The organism is Parapedobacter luteus (assembly GCF_900168055.1).
Taxonomy (GTDB): Bacteria; Bacteroidota; Bacteroidia; order Sphingobacteriales; family Sphingobacteriaceae; genus Parapedobacter; species Parapedobacter luteus.
Genome location: NZ_FUYS01000006.1, coordinates 94,436 through 111,676 on the forward strand (window position 1 = coordinate 94,436; position 17,241 = coordinate 111,676).

Below are 17,241 nucleotides of genomic sequence, written 5' to 3' on the forward strand. Positions count from 1 at the left end.
CAGCGCTCATGACTTCATTGACAACCCATTCGCCTTGGTGGAAAACCGGTGTCATTTATCAAATCTATCCGCGCTCGTTCTACGATGCGAATGGAGATGGCATTGGTGATTTGCAAGGGATTATGCATCGGTTGGATTACATCCAATGGTTAGGTGTACGCGCCATTTGGATATCTCCGTTTTATCCTTCACCCATGGCCGATTTTGGATACGATATCGCCAACTATACGGATATCGATCCGCTGTTTGGCACAATGGACGATTTCGAGCAGCTTCTGCAGGGAGCACACCAACGCGGCCTGAAGGTTATTTTGGATTTTGTGCCCAACCACACTTCAGACCTCCATCCCTGGTTTGTCGAATCAAAGAGCTCAAAAGCGTCCGCCAAACGCGATTGGTATATCTGGCAAGACGGCAAGCCCGACGGCGGTGAGCCCAACAACTGGAAAAGCGTATTCGGCGGCAGCGCTTGGGAGTGGGATGCCCATACGCGGCAATACTACTACCACGGGTTTCTCAAAGAACAGCCGGATCTCAATTGGCGTAATGAAGCTGTGCAGGAAGCCATGTATGATGTCATGCGTTTTTGGCTGGATAAAGGTGTCGACGGTTTCCGTGTCGATGTGATGTGGCACCTTATCAAAGACGCCCAGTTGCGCGACAACCCGGTGAATCCGGATTATACCGAAAGCCAGCCCACTTACGATCAACTGCTGCCCGTTTACTCGACCGACCAACCTGAGGTGCACGCGATTGTTGCCCGTATGCGGGAAGTGACTGACGCGTATGACGAGCGTGTCCTCATCGGCGAGGTGTATCTGCCCATACAGCAGCTCATGACGTACTATGGTGCGCAAAATGACGGGGCACATATGCCGTTCAATTTCCTGCTGGTGCGGTTGCCCTGGCAAGCTCAGGAGATTGCCGCAGCGATAGACCAATACGAAGGCGCGCTGCCCGCTAATGGATGGCCCAACTGGGTTTTGGGCAATCATGACAATCCACGCATCGTCAGCCGCGTGGGCGAATCCCAAGCACGGGTAGCGGCCATGCTGCTGCTCACCCTGCGAGGCACACCCACCTTATATTACGGCGATGAAATAGGCATGCGTGATGTAGCCATTCCGGCCGAAGAAATGCAAGACCCGCAAGGACTTAATATGCCCGAGAAAGATTTAAGCCGCGACCCCTGCCGCACGCCTATGCAATGGTCTGGCGAGGCACATGCCGGGTTTTCCACGGCCAAGCCGTGGCTTCGGGTAGACAAGCGCTATCGCCGTGTCAATGTGGAGCGGCAACGTGACGACCCTTTCTCCATGCTTTCCTTGCACCGCAAGCTCATCGAATTGCGAAATTCGGAACCGGCATTGAACCAGGGAAGTTACACGCCGCTGTTTTCCAACGATCAGGTAATAGTTTACCGGCGTGATTCACCGGATGGCGACAGCTTTCTGGTGGTCTTGAACCTGACGTCGCGCCCTTGCCGATACCGGCAAAGCCAGCAACCCTACCTCCACGGACAGGTGGTCGTCGCAACATCGCCGGAGATGGAAGACACGATAATTAGCGAAAACATTTACCTCAATGGAGATGAAGGCATTGTCGTACGGCTGGAGCACCGCGACGACGCCACCACTTAACTTGTAAATCATGGACGAACGCTATCACGCCGTATTGGAAAAACTTTGGCACTGTGCACTGAGTAGTGAAAAATGTGCGGCCGCTTGCTTGGCTTCCGAGCGCGTCGGTGCGTTGGCTACTTGCATTCGCTTAAGCCAGGATTGTGCCGACACGTGTATGCTATTGGTGCGCTCGATAAAGCGGAAATCGGTACTCGTACCGTCTTTACTTGCCGTTTGCGACTTTGTTTGCAAGCTTTGCGCCGAGGAATGTGACAAGCAGGAAGAAGACTATTGCCAGCAATGTGCCGCGGCATGTTTGCTATGCAGCGAGGCATGCCGCCAATTCATCAATGACCACTAAAACACACCCATCATGCGATTCATTAGTAGACCCGTACACGCCGTACTTGATTACCTTTCTGGCATCGCCATGCTGGCCAGCCCCTGGCTCTTTGGTTTTGCCGCCATACCAGCCGCCCGAAATATCATGATGGCTTTGGGCTTTATGGTGATTGTCATGTCGTTATTCACCAACTACGAAGGTGGAGTTTCCAAAAAAATAGCCATGTCTACCCACCTATGGGGCGACCTCTTTACGGGTATCTTTTTGGTTGCTTCGCCTTGGTTATTTTACTTTTATGAAGACACCTACATGCCGCATGTAGCGTTCGGTCTGTTGTCTATCGTTGCCAGCCTCCTGACTGTTAATTCATCGCAGATGAAACGGCACATCCCCGTTGATTTCGTTTATAGGCGCTCTTAACGGCTAGCGCCAGCCCTGGCCCTGCGCAATGCACCGCACCAGCGTAGTCAGGCTATAAATCAGCAAGCATTGATTCAGTACAGGATTCCGGCTATTTAACTTGCCGATACACGTGAACGGCTCTGCCAACGATTTGCACCGTATCGCCAGCTTGATAAGTATCTCCGTCAGCGTCATCCGCTTCCAAAGCTGTATCAATCACCTTTTCCCATGCGCGGCCGTATTTCTTGTCTTTGGGCAACACAAAATCCAGCGGTTCATGGTAGGCATTGAAAATCAAGTAAAAGCTATCATCGATGATGCGCTCTCCTTTCTCACCAAGGGAGTGGATACCGTGGCCACTAAGGAATATCGCCAGCGAGCGGGCGAAGTCATGGTCCCAGTTTTCGTCTGGCATTTCCCGGCCGTCCGGCAGAAACCAGGCAATATCTTCCACGCCGATGCCCTTGATAGGCCGTCCGGTAAACCACTTCCGGCGGCAGAACACCGGATGCTTACGGCGGAGGGCGATGACTTTGCGGGTGAATTGCAGTAGTCTCTCATCCAGCTTGTCCCAATGGAACCATGAAATTTCGTTGTCTTGGCAATACGCATTATTATTCCCCTGTTGCGTCCGGCTCACCTCGTCGCCTGCCAACAGCATAGGCACGCCTTGCGATAGCAGGAGTGTCGTCAGGAAATTGCGCTTCTGCCGCGCACGCAGCGCGTTGACCTCCACATCATCGGTCGGACCCTCAGCACCGCAGTTCCACGAGCGGTTGTGGCTCTCGCCATCGCGATTGTCTTCGCCGTTCGCTTCATTATGCTTATCGTTGTAAGACACCAGGTCATTCAGTGTAAATCCGTCATGGGCGGTCACGAAATTGATGCTGGCTGTCGGCCGCCGGTAATCATCCTGATACAGGTCCGAGCTCCCCGTAAAGCGCTCCGCAAATTCAGATAGCGTACTTTCTGCGCCACGCCAGTAATCACGTACGCAATCGCGGTATTTGCCATTCCATTCGGCCCATCCGGGCGGAAAATTACCCACTTGGTAACCCCCTTCGCCGAGGTCCCAAGGCTCAGCAATGAGCTTCACCTGCGAAATCACCGGGTCTTGGTGGATGATATCAAAAAAAGCACTCAAACGGTCCACTTCATGAAGCTCGCGTGCCAGCGTGGCCGCCAAATCAAAGCGGAAGCCGTCAACGTGCATTTCCGTGATCCAATACCGCAGGCTGTCCATAATCAGCCGTAAGACATTGGGCAGATTGACATTCAACGTGTTGCCGGTTCCGGTGTAATCCATGTAATACCGGCAATCGTCTGTTAACCGATAGTAGGCGGCGTTGTCAACGCCTTTGAAGCATAGCGTAGGCCCCAAGTGGTTGCCTTCCGCGGTGTGGTTGTATACCACATCTAAGATCACTTCGATGTTCGCGGCATGCAGTGCCTTGACCATATTTTTAAATTCTTGCACCTGCTCGCCCATGGTCCCGGAAGCCGCATAGCGCGCTTCAGGAGCAAAGAAACCGATAGAATTATACCCCCAGTAATTGGACAGGCCGTCCGCCTGCCGATCGTTGACAAACTGGTGCACCGGCATCAACTCAATGGCCGTAATGCCCAGTTCTTTGAGGTAGCGTACCGTTGCCGGATGACCCAGCCCGGCGTAGGTACCACGTAGTGCTTCGGGAACTTCCGGATTGAGCTTGGTCAATCCTTTTACATGGGCCTCATAGATGATGGTTTTATGGAAAGGAATATTGAGCTGCGTATCGCCCTCCCAATCGAATGCCGGATCAATGACTACAGATTTGGGCACATAGGGTGCACTATCCACCTTGCTGAAGCTCAAATCACTATCAGGGTGGCCCACTTCATATCCCAGGTGCGCCTCATGCATATTGACCACACCGGATACCGCTTTGGCGTACGGATCGAGCAGCAGCTTGTGCGGATTATACCGATGCCCAGCATGCGGGTCAAAAGGTCCGTGCACGCGGTAGCCATACCGTTGGCCCGGCGGCAGGCCGGGAATGTAACCATGCCACACCTGATGGGTGCGTTCCGTGAGGGTGATACGTTCCTCACGGGCATCCACCGCATCGCCATCGAACAGGCAGAGCTGTACTTTTGTAGCATTTTCGGCAAAAAGGGAGAAGTTCACTCCTTCGCCATCCCATGTGGCTCCTAATGGATAAGGTTTCCCCGGATAGATTGAGCGTTCCATAACCAGACAACTATAAAGTGATAGTTTTTGTTTCAAATATTATCGGCCGTAGAGCTGCACCCACTCGCACAGCTGCCGCTGCAAACGGGAGGTCAGCTGTTTGGCCTCCAGCCGCCACTGCCAATTAGCCTGCGGCGCAGCGGGCACGTTCATCCGGGCCTCGCCACCCAATCTCAGCAAGTCCTGCATCGGGATGAGGGCCAGTTGTGCCGGGGAAGCGTAAGCCATGCGGCACAGCACATCGCACGCCTGTTGCGGATTCAGGCGCCCCGTGCCGGCGTAAGCGCTCAACTGTGCCTTGCCTTCGGCCGGCAACTCATCACGATACCATCCCGCAGCTGTGTTGTTGTCATGCGTGCCGGTAAACACCACATCGTTGGCAGCGTGGAGGTGAGGCGCATGGAGGTTTGTCCCCACATCATCGCCGAAGGCGAACTGCAGCACCTTCATGCCCGGGAGGCCCAGTCCGTCGCGCAGTTGGTAGATACCGTCATGGATATCGCCCAAATCTTCCGCGATGAAAAACAGCTCGCCTATTGCCTCCTTTACCGCATCGAAGAGCGCTGCTCCCGGTCCGACCCGCCATTTGCCCTGCTTGGCGCTATTGGCCCCTTTGGGAATTTCCCAATAGTCATGAAATGCCCTGAAGTGGTCGAGCCTCAGCAAATCATACAACTCCATATTTTTGCGTATGCGCGCTATCCACCATCCATAGCCTTGCGCGGTATGGTTTTCCCAGCGGTAAACCGGCATACCCCAGGCTTGCCCGTCGGCGTTGAAATAATCCGGCGGTACACCCGCCGTGCCCACCATGCGACCACGGCTGTCCAGACTGAACAGTTCGGGATGTGCCCATACATCCGCCGCATCGTGGTTGATATAGAACGGCAGATCCCCTATCAGCCTGATACCGGCTTGGTGGCAATGCGCCTTCAAGCGCTGCCATTGCCTATAAAACTGATATTGTAGCCACTTCACCTGCTGGCGTGCAAGTGCATGCTTACTTCGGAATGTGGCTATCGCCTGTTGTTCCCGGTTGCGGTACGCCCGTGGCCAGGCATACCAGGGTTTGCCTTGGTGAAGCTCGCGGAGCATCACGTAGTCCGCATAGTCGTCCAGCCAGTCGGCCTCACGTGCACAAAAGTCGCCGAAACCCGGCTCCTCCTTGCCATTCCATTGCTGCATATAGTTGCGGAACGCCTTGCCCAAGAAAACATGCTTCAACGCTTCGGCATTCGCATAATCCACACGGGCAGATACGGAACGGCGGTTGACCGCCAATTCACTTTCGGTAATCCAGCCTTGCCTCCCGAATTCATCAAGGCTCAGCAGCAGCGTATTGCCGGCCATCGCCGATCGGGTACTATAGGGCGAATACCCCACGCCCTCGTCCGTCGGGTTATGAGGAAGCATCAGCCAATAGCGTTGCCGCGCCCCACGCAGGAAATCGGCAAACCGATGAGCCTCGGGGCCCAGATCGCCAGCCCCATAGGGCCCTGGAAGCGAAAACAGCGGCAGCAGCACGCCGGCACCACGCTTGCTTTCGCGCGGTATATCCGAAGCTGTCCACACCCCCACCGGCAACCGCCGGAAGGCATCAGCAAGCCGCAAAGCACCTTCTACCTCATAAGTCTCACCCGTGATGGCATGCCGCCATTTTTGCGGAGCACCTTCGGGTAGTTGTATCCGTGTATTGCCCCAATCGATTTGTTTTGCGCTATAGGTGCCGGAAACCATTGTCTCCCGCAAATGAAGTGGGACGGCCACCAGCAACCATTCATTGCCCTGCCGCCGTACAAACGAAAGTACATGGTCGCGTCGTCTGCCAGCCGCTGTCACTGGTTCATAGCTGCCTGTCCCGAAGAGTGTCTTATGCGACAGCCGCAGCTGTGCCAGACGCTCGGTGACGGCATATTTCAACAGTCCGCTGTAGCGATCTGCCCACCATTCATCCACCATGGCTGTTCCCTGCCGTTCCGCTCGCAACTTCTGCTGCCATTTGCGCCGCATATCAAAATCCACGGCGCGGCGATTGTCCGGATCCACAAACGACAGATCCCATCCCTCACAGCCCTGATAGATGTCAGGTATCCCTGGGCACGTAAACTTAAGCACTATCTGCACAAGCGAATTGACGATAGCTACATCTGCCCATTGCGCATGCAGCGCACGAAACTCCTGGTAGAAAGGCGTGCCCGGCCGCAATATGCGCCGGATAAAACGGACGGTTGCCGACTCATACGTTTGATTGGGGTTCGTCCAGTCGGTATATCGTTTTGCCTCACGCAGTGCTTTGGTTAGGTAAGCCTCCAATCGCTCGCGGTACCCTTTGATCGGCTGGCCCGGCATCGGGAATGTTCCCCACAGCGTTTGATAGCAAAAATATTCATCGTTTACATCCGGCATCCCCTCGGTTTTATAGGGTGCGTTCAAACGCATCCACGCCTTTACCGTCGCCGTCCAGACGCGCGGGAATGCCGTGATGGTTTGCAATCGTGCCCTTACATCTTCGCCACGCTTGGTATCGTGCGTTGCCGTCGCGTTCAATGCATCCGGGTACTGCATGGCGCGCTCTTGCATAAACCGGTGGAAGTCGGCCACAGCAACGCTGTACATCGCAGGCGTACCGCCTACCTCATTTGCGCCGATATAACGGTGGTACCTGTACATGAGCGTATCTTCGAGCCCCTTGGCCATAAGTGCACCGGTAAGCTGCATGCACCGCTGGTAAAATGTGGTCATATCCTTAACCCGCCGTTTGGTACCGGATAAAAAAGCCGGGACCAGCTGGCTTTCCAAAAAACTCAGCGCCTCCCGCAATTGCGGTTCGCTTGCGGCGGCTTGCTGCAACGTATGCCGTACCGCGTCCGCTTCCGGCTCACTCAGCGGAAACGTGCGCCCATACCAACGGTACACTGGGCAGTGAACCACAAATGACGCCAAAGCTACCTTAAGCGCAGGCTCATCCACGTTTCCTGGCAGCTCACTGCCGTTCAGTATCCCATCGCGGAAAAAATGAAACAAGTTGTCCAGCTCACCCGCCATCGCGTCATGCAACTGTTTGCGCTTTACCTCGTGCAGCAGCTGCGATGGGGGTGTCTGCCCTACCAGCTTATCATAAAAACGTGACATCCGGCGTTCGCTGCTGCCATCGGCCAGCAAGCCGTTGACCATAGCCAGGAATTCATAGCCCGTGGCGCCCTGTATGGGCCAGTGGCTGGGGAGCGCCTCATCCTGCTGAAGAATTTTTTCGACCACCAGGTAAATATCTTCACCCACCAGTTGCCGCAGCCGGAGCAGGTAGCCCGTCGGGTCAGCCAGACCATCCACATGATCAATACGCAGCCCGGTAAATACGCCATCCTTTACCAGCTTGGCCAACAGCCTGTGCGTGGCTTGAAACACGCGGTGATCCTGCACATTCACCGCAATGAGGCCATTCACCGTAAAAAACCGTCGGTAATTAATCCGATGCTCCGTTTCCTGCCAGTGGCATGGCTCATAATACTGGCAGGCGATCACTTTACGGATAAGCGACTCCTGCCATTCAGGGGGCAGATTGCCGTCCTGCCCAAGGTGCGGGCGGATAAGTGCCTGTCCGGCTGCATTAATGGGCCATTGCTGTCCGTTGTGGTCAAAGACCAGCTTGTTGCCTATGGCTTGCACCTTCAGGCGGCCCGCAGCAATCACGTCATCCAGCGGCGCATCAAGAAATGGCAGCATCAGGCGGCCCGAAAAATAGTCCGGAAACGCTATCGGCGTATCGAAAAAGCGGCTAAACCGCGAGTCGGATCCATTTTCCAGTACATCCCAAAGCCAAGCATTGCCGGGATGAAAGGCCATATGGTTGGGCACAATATCCTGTATCCAGCCGATACCTGCAGCCGCAAGTTGCTTAGCCACATTCTTCAATTGTTCGAGTGTACCGATTTCCGGATTGATTTGCAGGGGATTTGTCTGGTCATACCCGTGCGTGCTGTCCGGCACAGCCTCGAAAACCGGTGATGCATACACCGCACCGATGCCCAGGTGCTGGAGGTAAGGAATCAACCGCTCCAAATCCGAAAGCGTGAAGTCCTTATTTAGTTGAATCCGATAAGTCGTAGCAGGTACATTCTCCATAAGTAATGGGTTAACCCACCAATCCGATGATTGTTCGGAATAGTTTTTTAAAAAAAGTACGATTTTTTGTATCCGATAATCAAACAAAATGACCCACCCCGTGTTGGCCAAAGAAAGGGAGTACCATGAAGACGCTTGACAGGCACCAACTTGAACTGATGGGATTCAATCCACCTGAAGGCCCTTGTTTCGCCAACGGCCGTTTACTTCGCTTTTTTATCCTGCGCAGCAAACCCTGGCTTGGTGTGGAAGAATATTTACCGGCGGCAGGCGATGCCAAGGAAGAGGGTGACAGCGAAGTGTATGCTGTCAATTACGGTACCCACCGCGTAGAACCTATTCACACACTGGAAGACCTACAGCATTTTCTTTATCAACAATATTAATCAAACTCGGTGCGCCAGCGATATGTTCTGTTGCCTGCTGTGGCATAATCACTGCGCGCATACAACCATCTGTCCGCCCATTGAACAGTTCGTAGGCCTTTGGTCCATCACGGAGTGGGGTGGGGTGGGTAAGCATAAAAGCGGGATCTATTCTTCCTTCGCGGATAAGTTCAAACAACAGGGGCACATAACGTTGGCCATGCATCTGGCCACCACGCATGGTCAACCCCTTATTCAAGAAGAGTCCCAGAGGTATCTTATCCGCAAAGCCGGCATACACCCCTACTACGGACACGGTGCCTCCTTTTCGGCAAGCCGCAATCGCCTGTCGCAGCACGGCAGGCCTATCGGTCTCCAATTTTAAAAACTGCTTGGTCCGGTCATAGTAATGTTCTATGCCCGTACTGTTGGCCTCCATACCCACAGCGTCAATGCAACAATCCGGCCCTCTGCCGCCAGTAGATTCCTTGAGCACATCCAGTACATCGGCATCCCGGTAGTTGATCACTTCTGCTTTGCTATGGGTAGCTGCTGCTGCCAGCCGGTAGTCAACGCTGTCAATGGCGATGACGCGCTCCGCCCCGAGGTGATAGGCCGCCTGGATGGCCATCTGCCCAACACCCCCGGCGCCCCATACCGCTACGACATCGCCTGGCTTAATGTCCGCCATCTCTGCGGCCATGTAGCCGGTGGGTACACCATCAGACACAAATACGGCCTTCTCGTCTGGTATGTCATCCGGTATTTTAAATGCGCCGTGGTCTGCAAAGGGCACCCGGATGTACTCGGCATGGCTGCCAGCATAGCCGCCAAAAAGGTGCGAATAGCCAAAAATGCCTGCGGTCGGATACTGGAATACTTTCTTTTGCAGGATGCCATTGGGGTTGGAATTGTCACAAAGCGACCACAGTTCATCCTTGCAGTATTCGCACTCCCCGCAGCCGATGATAGACACCACCACTACGCGGTCGCCCACTGCCAACTGGCGCACCTCGGGTCCCACCTCGACAATCTCTCCGATAAACTCGTGCCCCAGAATATCCCCCGCTTGCATTGAAGGAACGAACCCGTTGATTAAGTGCAGGTCAGAGCCGCATACGGAACTCATTGTCACTTTCACGATAGCGTCCCGCTCATTCAGTATTTTAGGGTCGTCGACCTTTTCAACTTTTAGGTCCTTGACCCCATTCCAACACAGTGCTTTCATAACAGCTTATATCAGTTTCAGTTTTCCGGTTCGCTTTCCGGCAGGCTGTCCATCAGTGGTAGGTATTTCGCCAGCCTCCATTACGCGTTTAAAGTTGTAAATTTCATTTTCGATCACGCCTTTGAAAAGCGGGTTCAGCAATTTTGCCGCCGCGGTGCCTAGTCCGCCAGCAGGCGGGTGGTAACTAAAAATCACCCGCATCTCCGTGCCTCGTCTGGGGGCATCATAAAATTGTACTTTTCCGGCGTTTTTGACAGGCGATCCGTTGATGGATTGCCAGCCGATCAATTCATTAGGCTCATCTTTGACAATTTCGGCATCCCACTCGATTTTGCCGCCCATGCCCGGCATCTCGGCAATCCAGTGGGAACGCCGTTCGTCTATCTCCGCCACCTCGTGCAGGTGGGGCATAAATGAAGGAAGGTTGGCCAGCGCCCGCCAATAGCGGTACACTTCTTCCCTGGGCTTATTCACGGTCATGACTGCTTTGACGTTGATGGCAGGGTTGTGGATGTCCTTTTTGCCCAGCCACCGACTGATTGGGCAATAGCCCAGCCCACCACGAACAAACAGGTACCCGCTGGCCAGGAGTGCTGGTACCGATTGGTAGCGTAGATTTTTAAGGCCGTTATACCCCAAGTAGGCACCGAGCGCAATGGAAACGATGCGCTCGGTTGTGCCTACATTTTTCACGATTTTCCTACTCATGATTTTACGGATTGATCTGCGCATTCAACGCACGCGCGTCCTCCAGATGTGCCCGCAATGTCGGCAGCTTGCCTGCGGCCCATTCCCTCAACTCTTCATCCAGCACCCCTTCCGGACCGGAGGCACGCTCAAACAACGAGACGGCCTCTTCATGGGAGATCACCATCTTCCGTGCAAACTCCTGGTCGAATGCCGCGCCTTCGAGTACCATCAAGTCTTCCAGCATTTCGCGCTCTTTTTCTAATAAGTCGTTCGGCATATTCCAGCCTTTAGCGGTTGCCAACGCCGCGAGCTCTGTACCTGCCATGCCGTGGTCCATCACCATATGGTTGCCATATTCAATGACGCGGTCATCAGCTCCCTGTTCACCAGCCAGTTCTCCCGCCTCTATCTCGAAGCGATTGCTACTTGCCGCAAGCGTCACAAACTCCTGATTTTGCATGCGGTCTACCCTATCATCGTCGTCATCATCACAGGCTCCCGCTAATAGGACACATGGCATCACTAGCCACAACAAGTTGATCTTCTTCATTTGTTTTTTCTCCTTCTTCTTCATGTGTTTTATCTTTAATGATATTTCCGTTTACTGCCGTTTACGTTGCCAAGTCCGTTCCAAAGCTGTTTTCCGGCACAATGCCAGCCATTAGCTACACCATAGCTGGTTGTCGGGGCGAGTGCCACGGTTGTGATGTAAACGGATATGGAACGCACTTCTTCAAAAGCAAACAAGCGGTCGCTGATTTAGGACACTAACATGCGTCGCAGCCGCCTGGGCTTCCTGCGTTAATTTGGCGTGAATTTTTCGTTACCCACTGCATATAAAAATAAGTGTTGTACTAAACAAAAAGATTATGAGATTCATTGGCCGAAGATTTCATGCCGTATTGGATTATATGGCAGGATTACTACTGATTGCAGCCCCTTGGCTGTTTGGGTTTACGTCCATCGCGGCAGCAACTTGGGTGGCCGTCATCATCGGGGTGGCGATTATCGGGATGTCGCTATTCACCGACTATGAGGGAGGCGTGGTGAAGGAAATTCCAATGTCAACCCACTTGGCGATAGACGTTTTTGCCGGATTAGTGCTTGCTGCTTCGCCCTGGCTATTCGGGTTTGCCGACCAGTTTTACGGGCCTCACCTCATCTTGGGAATTTTGGAAGCTGGTGCTGGATTGTTTACGGTATCGGCGTCACAGCATGCCCAGCCCCGGAGGCCAGGTCGCCAGGGTAGCGCACTGCGGGGAACTACTCATTGATGCCACATGTGCAGGACGTACAGCACATGTCTTAAACTCGGGCATCTGGCGAATGTATGACGCCTCTGCGGTCGGCACCTTACATCTACCGGATGCCCTTTTACTTAATCAGGTTAAATTAACGATAAACCATGAATTTGGGCAATGACATACTAAAAATTTTGGACAAGCAATATGCTCCCAACACCTTGGTTGAAACCAGCTACAAAAACCTGGACCTCGCTTTCAAGACCGACGCTACCGGGGCGCCCATTCTTTTATTCCTCGGGAAAAAAGACGAGCAAGGGCAGATTAAAGGCGAGCGATACGTCAGGCGGCTAAAGAAGTCGGAAGACGGTAAGCTGTTGAAAGACCACTGGGATCTTAAAGGAAAAGCAACGTAACATTAAAACGAGTAAACCATGAAAACACACCAATCGGGAAAACTCCTGCCACTTATTCTGTGCGTGCTGATCAGTGCCTGCAGCACATCCACACGCATTACCGGATCGTGGAAAGATCCGGCCGTAGACGTCAGTACCGGCGAAAGCAAAAGCGTACTAATCACTGCGCTAAGCCGCAATATCGAAGTACGCACCAAATTGGAAAACGCATTGGCGGCCAAGGCCGCCGAACTGAACATCAAAGCGGTAAAGAGTTCGGACATCTTTACGCCTGACTTTTTCCACCAAATTCCGGCGCGTGACGAATTATTTGCCAAAATACAGGAAACCGGCGTGGACGCCATCCTTACGGTGTCACTCATCGATACCGAAGCTAACACCCGGTATGTGCGCGGCACTGCCCGCTATGCCCCCTTTCCGATGTACAATTGGTATGGCGGCTTCTACTCATACTTCAATTACTGGCATCCTATCATGTATGATCCGGGCTACTACGTGACGGACAAAACCTATTTTCTGGAGACCAACCTCTACAATGCAGCAACCGATCGGCTGGTTTGGTCGGCGCAGTCCGAGACAGTCAACCCGGCAAGCATCGATGCCTTTGCCAAGGAATATCCGGAGGTTTTATTGGAGCGGATGATAAAAGACGGTTTATTAATGGCACAACCGGCAGATTGACAATTGACCAAACAAAAAAAGATTCCCGCCCCGGCTTAATGCAGCCCGGGCGAGAATTTTCAGTTAAAGGATTTTATCGAGTTGCTGCTCCTTCTGTGCATAGCCCTCTTTTATCGGCGGCGCCAACACCGGTTCGTCTCCCATGGCCCGGATATGTTCAAACGTAAACTGTCCCTTGCCGTCTATGGATGCGCCAGTACTCCACCGTGCATTCGGATTTTCGGGCCGTTCGATATTTGTCGATACAAATGCATAATTGACACTTTGGTTTTCAAGATCCTGCGGGAAACTGTTGGGGATGGGATGCACACCTTCCACACCACCGAGATCTTCCAAGACAGCGAGCCACTGATTTTGATGCATGTTATCCCGTGCTATCAAGAAGGCAAGCATATCTTTCATGCCCGGGTCGGTGGTCGATTGCCACAAGCGGGTAGCCAACGTACGGCCAGTTGCTTCGGCCATCACATTCGCGTACATATCTGCCGCCAGGTTGCCACTGGCCACCACCCATGAACCATTGAACGGCACGCCATTAGCGTCAGTAGCCATTGCCGCCAATCCGGCGGAGAGGTAATGGCGCGGGTCCATACCGCCCATAATCTGCTCTACCACGGGATTTTCAGACACCACCTGGTCGATGACATTCCCTTTTGCGCCCTCCAGGTTGAGCGCCACAGCGGTGCACAGCATTTCGATATGCGATATTTCCTCGGTGCCGGTTTCGAGCAACATATCGCGGTATTTAGCAGGCCCCCGGTTGCCCCACGCTTGAAACAGGTATTGTAGACATACCCGTATCTCCCCTTCGATACCGCCGATAGCCTGTTGCAGCAGGCGTGCAAATTGCGGGTCCGGTTTGTCCACCCGCACTTGATACTGCAGTCTTTTTTCGTGATAAAACATAATGATTCATTTAATTGGTAAACTGATAGGGTTAATACTCCAACATAGCGTTGACAACCACTATTCCATAACCCCCCGATAACCCCGGTAACCTGTGACAACTGACAAAAAGCCCATCATCCGGGCATAATCGATCAGAAACCTGTTAGCAATGCTTCCGGCGGGTGTACTGAAAACAGCATATCCTGTTCAGAATACAAGATAAGGTGGCAAAGTCGCGCTACACTTCCCAGATCTTATCAATCGGCCGGCAGCGGCGCCGACACCCATTCTTTCGCCGTCTGAAAATCATCCAACGGATAACACCGTATCTCGCCATGTACCAGCGGGCTCAATGCTTCGTATGCCATCCGCAGCCAGCGCTGGTCCGATACAATGGCCATGCGGTTCCACTTGCTGAAATGCTTGAAGCTGATTTTGAGGTAGTCAACGAACGCCGTCAAACTGTAATTTTCCATCCCTGTTTCCAAAAAAACGATGAAATTAATCTTCCCGTAGCGTGCGGCCACCTCGTCTACCCGCGCCATTACCACCGCTTCGTATTCATCTTTTGTCACGGTCCCGGCTGCCCGGTAAGCCACCACGTGGTCGGGGAAATTGGTCATCAAGGTTACCATAGTCTTATCTTTTTGCTATCAGAATGACAATTCCATACCACTTCGGCGCACCCCTCTGCCCAAGAATGGCATAGCGATGGCAACGAATGGAAAAAACAATGTTATGAGCTACCGGGAATCACCACGCTTCATTGCCGCCGGTATTGTGGCGACCAGCACGATGACCCTATTCAGCCACCTGGCCTCACGAGCGGCGCGCGACAATTTCAACGAACCTCTGTTACTGGATCACCTGCTGCGTGGCACGTTGCTACCCCGCAAAAGCGGCATCGCGCGACCTGCCGGTTGGGCGACCCATTATGCGATAGGTTGTGCTTTGGCTGCGGTGTTTTATCATAGCTGGAAATATATGCGCGCCAAGCCCACACTGTCCCATGCCCTGTTATATGGTTGGTGTGGTGGCCTTACGGCCGTCATGTGGTGGCATACCGCCTTCCGGTTGCATCCAGCCCCACCGCGAAACGGACGCACTGCCTTTTACCTCCATCTGCTTGCCGCCCATCTGGTTTTCAGCATATCTGTAGCGCGCGTATGCTCAGCGCCTATGCCATTATTCACCAAGCATAAATCGCTATGAAACAAAGCACCTTTTATTGGTATGCCCTTGCCGTCCTATTGCTTACCGGTTGCGGTACCGCCAAGCTTGGCCCTTCCGGCCAGAAAAAAATCCACGGAAAGACGTTTGTCATTATTGGTGCCTCCAGCGGCTTCGGCCGTGGCGTGGCCGAACAACTGGGGGCCTACAAGGCTAATGTGGTACTTGCCGCTCGGCGGGGATCGGTACTTGAAGAAATAGCTGCCGGCATACGCCAAGCCGGCGGCACGGCCTTGGTGGTGCCGATGGATATCAGTGACCCGCAAGCCGTGGAACACCTGGCCGAAGCCGCGGTAACCCGGTATGGTACCGTAGATGTATGGATAAACATGGCCGGAGTAGGCGCCATTGGGCGGTTTTGGGAAATTCCGCTTGCTGATCAGGCCCGTCTGGTAGATGTCAACCTTACCGGATTCATCTATGGTAGCTATGCCGCCATCACCCTATTCCGTAAGCAAGGATATGGTACACTGATCAATATGGGATCGGTAGAAAGCAACAGCCCCATTGCCTACCATGCGTCTTATGCTGCCACAAAAGCAGGCATATTGAATTTGGGGCAGGCCATCAACCAGGAGCTCAGGCTGAGCGGCCATAAGCAGATAAAGGTCGTAACGATAAAGCCTTGGGCCGTAGACACTCCTTTTTGGCGGCACGCTGCCAATTACAGCGGCGGTACCCCCCGGATGGCCGCCATGGATCCGCCCGAAAAAGTGATCAATGCGGTTATCCGCCGTGCTATTCGGCCGCGTAAACAAGCTGCCGTGGGCGGCAAGGCAAAGGTGGCGGTTATTTTCCACCGGCTGTTGCCCCATTTTACCGAACGGATATCAGCAAATATTGCGCATAAGTACCAAGTCGAAAATGCGCCCCCAGCCCCTCCCACTTCCGGCAGTGTACATGAACCCATGGAAGCAGGAACCGGCGTCGATGACGGTGTGCGCCAGCGGATGAAGAAAGAAAAGGAGGCGCGCCGCAAGTCACAGCCATAGTTCCTGCGGCAGCGCCTTGTGTTTTTTAAATCTGCTGTTGGTGCGGCCTGATTTGCATTTCCACCACGTCGCACCGTTTTGGAGTAGACAAGCAGTAATAAATAGCCACAGCGATGTCTTCGGCTTTCAGCATCTCCAGCTTTTCTATCTGCTCTTCCTGCCCCTCGCGGGGTTGCATGTCCGTACCCACCGCCCCAGGCTCGATGAGGGTCACCTTAATGCCCAGGTCGTTCACCTCTTTCCGTAGGGACTCAGAAAATCCCTGAATGCCCGACTTAGTCGCCACATACACAGAGCTGTCCTTCTCGCGCACATCGGCACTCATCGACCCGATATTGACAATATGGCCCTCGCCACGGGCGCGCATACGATCGATTGCCTGGCGGCTGCATGCGAGGTAGCCCAACAGGTTAGTGTTGAGAATATACGCCCAGTCGTCATAACTCCCTTCTAAAATGCTGTTGAAGGCGAGCCCTGCGTTATTGATGAGCACATCCAGCTGGCCGAATTCCTCATCCACGCGGCTGAAAAGCCTTTCGATATCCTGCGGGTTTACCAAATCGCCCACCTCACCGGCCAGGCCTCCCCGCGATTGAGTCGGTTGCCGAAAATCGCTGAGTGCATCCTCCAGCTCTTGCTCATGCCGGCCTACTATCATTACCTGGTTTTCACGTGCCAGCAGGTGGGCAGTAGCCCGCCCGATACCCGTAGTCCCTCCGGTGATCAAAATGCGCTTGCCTTTTACCGGTTGGATCAGTTTGTCCTCATAGATTGCTTTGACTGCTTCCATA

The 17,241-nt window shown here is 53.6% G+C and carries 17 protein-coding genes; 9 read left to right on the forward strand and 8 right to left on the reverse strand.

Annotated features, from left to right (window positions below):
* Nucleotides 1-8: 8 nt before the first annotated feature.
* The 3 genes from B5X72_RS12940 to B5X72_RS12950 are packed head-to-tail and all read left to right on the forward strand — an operon-like array spanning nucleotide 9 to nucleotide 2,385.
* Nucleotides 9-1,640, forward strand: coding sequence for an alpha-amylase family glycosyl hydrolase (locus B5X72_RS12940; protein WP_079717336.1), 1,632 nt, complete (start codon nucleotides 9-11; stop codon nucleotides 1,638-1,640).
* A gap of 10 nt (nucleotides 1,641-1,650) precedes the next feature.
* Nucleotides 1,651-1,983 (forward strand): four-helix bundle copper-binding protein, encoded by a 333-nt coding sequence (locus B5X72_RS20605; protein ID WP_139378681.1) that lies wholly within the window; start codon nucleotides 1,651-1,653, stop codon nucleotides 1,981-1,983.
* Nucleotides 1,984-1,995: 12 nt separating this feature from the next.
* Nucleotides 1,996-2,385, forward strand: coding sequence for an SPW repeat domain-containing protein (locus B5X72_RS12950; RefSeq protein ID WP_079717338.1), 390 nt, complete (start codon nucleotides 1,996-1,998; stop codon nucleotides 2,383-2,385).
* Nucleotides 2,386-2,476: 91 nt separating this feature from the next.
* Here B5X72_RS12950 and glgX read toward each other — a convergent pair whose 3' ends face one another.
* Nucleotides 2,477-4,597 (reverse strand): glycogen debranching protein GlgX, encoded by a 2,121-nt coding sequence (glgX, locus tag B5X72_RS12955; protein WP_079717339.1) that lies wholly within the window; start codon nucleotides 4,595-4,597, stop codon nucleotides 2,477-2,479.
* 39 nt (nucleotides 4,598-4,636) lie between these two features.
* Nucleotides 4,637-8,719 (reverse strand): malto-oligosyltrehalose synthase, encoded by a 4,083-nt coding sequence (gene treY / locus B5X72_RS12960; RefSeq protein ID WP_139378682.1) that lies wholly within the window; start codon nucleotides 8,717-8,719, stop codon nucleotides 4,637-4,639.
* Between the two features lie 125 nt (nucleotides 8,720-8,844).
* On the opposite strand from treY, the gene B5X72_RS12965 reads away from it, so the two are divergent.
* Nucleotides 8,845-9,105: a hypothetical protein gene (locus B5X72_RS12965; protein WP_079717341.1), complete on the forward strand. Its 261-nt coding sequence runs from the start codon at nucleotides 8,845-8,847 to the stop codon at nucleotides 9,103-9,105.
* Here the strand turns inward: B5X72_RS12965 and B5X72_RS12970 are convergent.
* The 3 genes from B5X72_RS12970 to B5X72_RS12980 are packed head-to-tail and all read right to left on the reverse strand — an operon-like array spanning nucleotide 9,056 to nucleotide 11,552.
* On the reverse strand, nucleotides 9,056-10,312 hold the full coding sequence (locus tag B5X72_RS12970) for a zinc-dependent alcohol dehydrogenase (protein WP_079717342.1): 1,257 nt from the start codon (nucleotides 10,310-10,312) through the stop codon (nucleotides 9,056-9,058). The two genes, B5X72_RS12965 and B5X72_RS12970, sit on opposite strands and share 50 nt — an antisense overlap.
* A gap of 6 nt (nucleotides 10,313-10,318) precedes the next feature.
* Complete coding sequence (locus B5X72_RS12975; RefSeq protein WP_176146198.1) at nucleotides 10,319-11,020, reverse strand: SRPBCC family protein; 702 nt, start codon at nucleotides 11,018-11,020, stop codon at nucleotides 10,319-10,321.
* A 4-nt stretch (nucleotides 11,021-11,024) separates the two neighbouring features.
* Nucleotides 11,025-11,552: a DUF4142 domain-containing protein gene (locus tag B5X72_RS12980; RefSeq protein ID WP_176146199.1), complete on the reverse strand. Its 528-nt coding sequence runs from the start codon at nucleotides 11,550-11,552 to the stop codon at nucleotides 11,025-11,027.
* A gap of 319 nt (nucleotides 11,553-11,871) precedes the next feature.
* Here B5X72_RS12980 and B5X72_RS12985 point away from each other — a divergent pair, with 319 nt between their 5' ends.
* The 3 genes from B5X72_RS12985 to B5X72_RS12995 all read left to right on the forward strand — a co-directional run bounded on the left by B5X72_RS12985 (nucleotide 11,872) and on the right by B5X72_RS12995 (nucleotide 13,340).
* Nucleotides 11,872-12,276: an SPW repeat protein gene (locus B5X72_RS12985; protein WP_079717345.1), complete on the forward strand. Its 405-nt coding sequence runs from the start codon at nucleotides 11,872-11,874 to the stop codon at nucleotides 12,274-12,276.
* 131 nt (nucleotides 12,277-12,407) lie between these two features.
* The gene (locus B5X72_RS12990) at nucleotides 12,408-12,659 is read left to right on the forward strand and encodes a hypothetical protein (protein ID WP_079717346.1); all 252 of its coding nucleotides are present in this window, start codon (nucleotides 12,408-12,410) and stop codon (nucleotides 12,657-12,659) included.
* Between the two features lie 18 nt (nucleotides 12,660-12,677).
* Nucleotides 12,678-13,340: a hypothetical protein gene (locus tag B5X72_RS12995; RefSeq protein ID WP_079717347.1), complete on the forward strand. Its 663-nt coding sequence runs from the start codon at nucleotides 12,678-12,680 to the stop codon at nucleotides 13,338-13,340.
* Nucleotides 13,341-13,403: 63 nt separating this feature from the next.
* On the opposite strand, the gene B5X72_RS13000 is transcribed toward B5X72_RS12995, so the two are convergent.
* Together B5X72_RS13000 and B5X72_RS13005 are read right to left on the reverse strand one after the other, a co-directional pair.
* Entirely contained in the window at nucleotides 13,404-14,246 is an 843-nt protein-coding gene (locus tag B5X72_RS13000) for a manganese catalase family protein (RefSeq protein ID WP_079717348.1), read from the reverse strand.
* A gap of 239 nt (nucleotides 14,247-14,485) precedes the next feature.
* Entirely contained in the window at nucleotides 14,486-14,863 is a 378-nt protein-coding gene (locus B5X72_RS13005) for a SpoIIAA family protein (RefSeq protein ID WP_079717349.1), read from the reverse strand.
* 103 nt (nucleotides 14,864-14,966) lie between these two features.
* On the opposite strand from B5X72_RS13005, the gene B5X72_RS13010 reads away from it, so the two are divergent.
* Nucleotides 14,967-15,440, forward strand: coding sequence for a DUF2938 domain-containing protein (locus B5X72_RS13010; RefSeq protein WP_139378683.1), 474 nt, complete (start codon nucleotides 14,967-14,969; stop codon nucleotides 15,438-15,440).
* On the forward strand, nucleotides 15,437-16,450 hold the full coding sequence (locus B5X72_RS13015; protein WP_079717351.1) for an SDR family NAD(P)-dependent oxidoreductase: 1,014 nt from the start codon (nucleotides 15,437-15,439) through the stop codon (nucleotides 16,448-16,450). Before B5X72_RS13010 ends, B5X72_RS13015 begins: the two co-directional genes overlap by 4 nt.
* A gap of 25 nt (nucleotides 16,451-16,475) precedes the next feature.
* Here B5X72_RS13015 and B5X72_RS13020 read toward each other — a convergent pair whose 3' ends face one another.
* Nucleotides 16,476-17,240, reverse strand: a complete 765-nt coding sequence (locus tag B5X72_RS13020) for an SDR family oxidoreductase (RefSeq protein WP_079717352.1) — start codon at nucleotides 17,238-17,240, stop codon at nucleotides 16,476-16,478.
* Nucleotide 17,241: the final 1 nt, after the last annotated feature.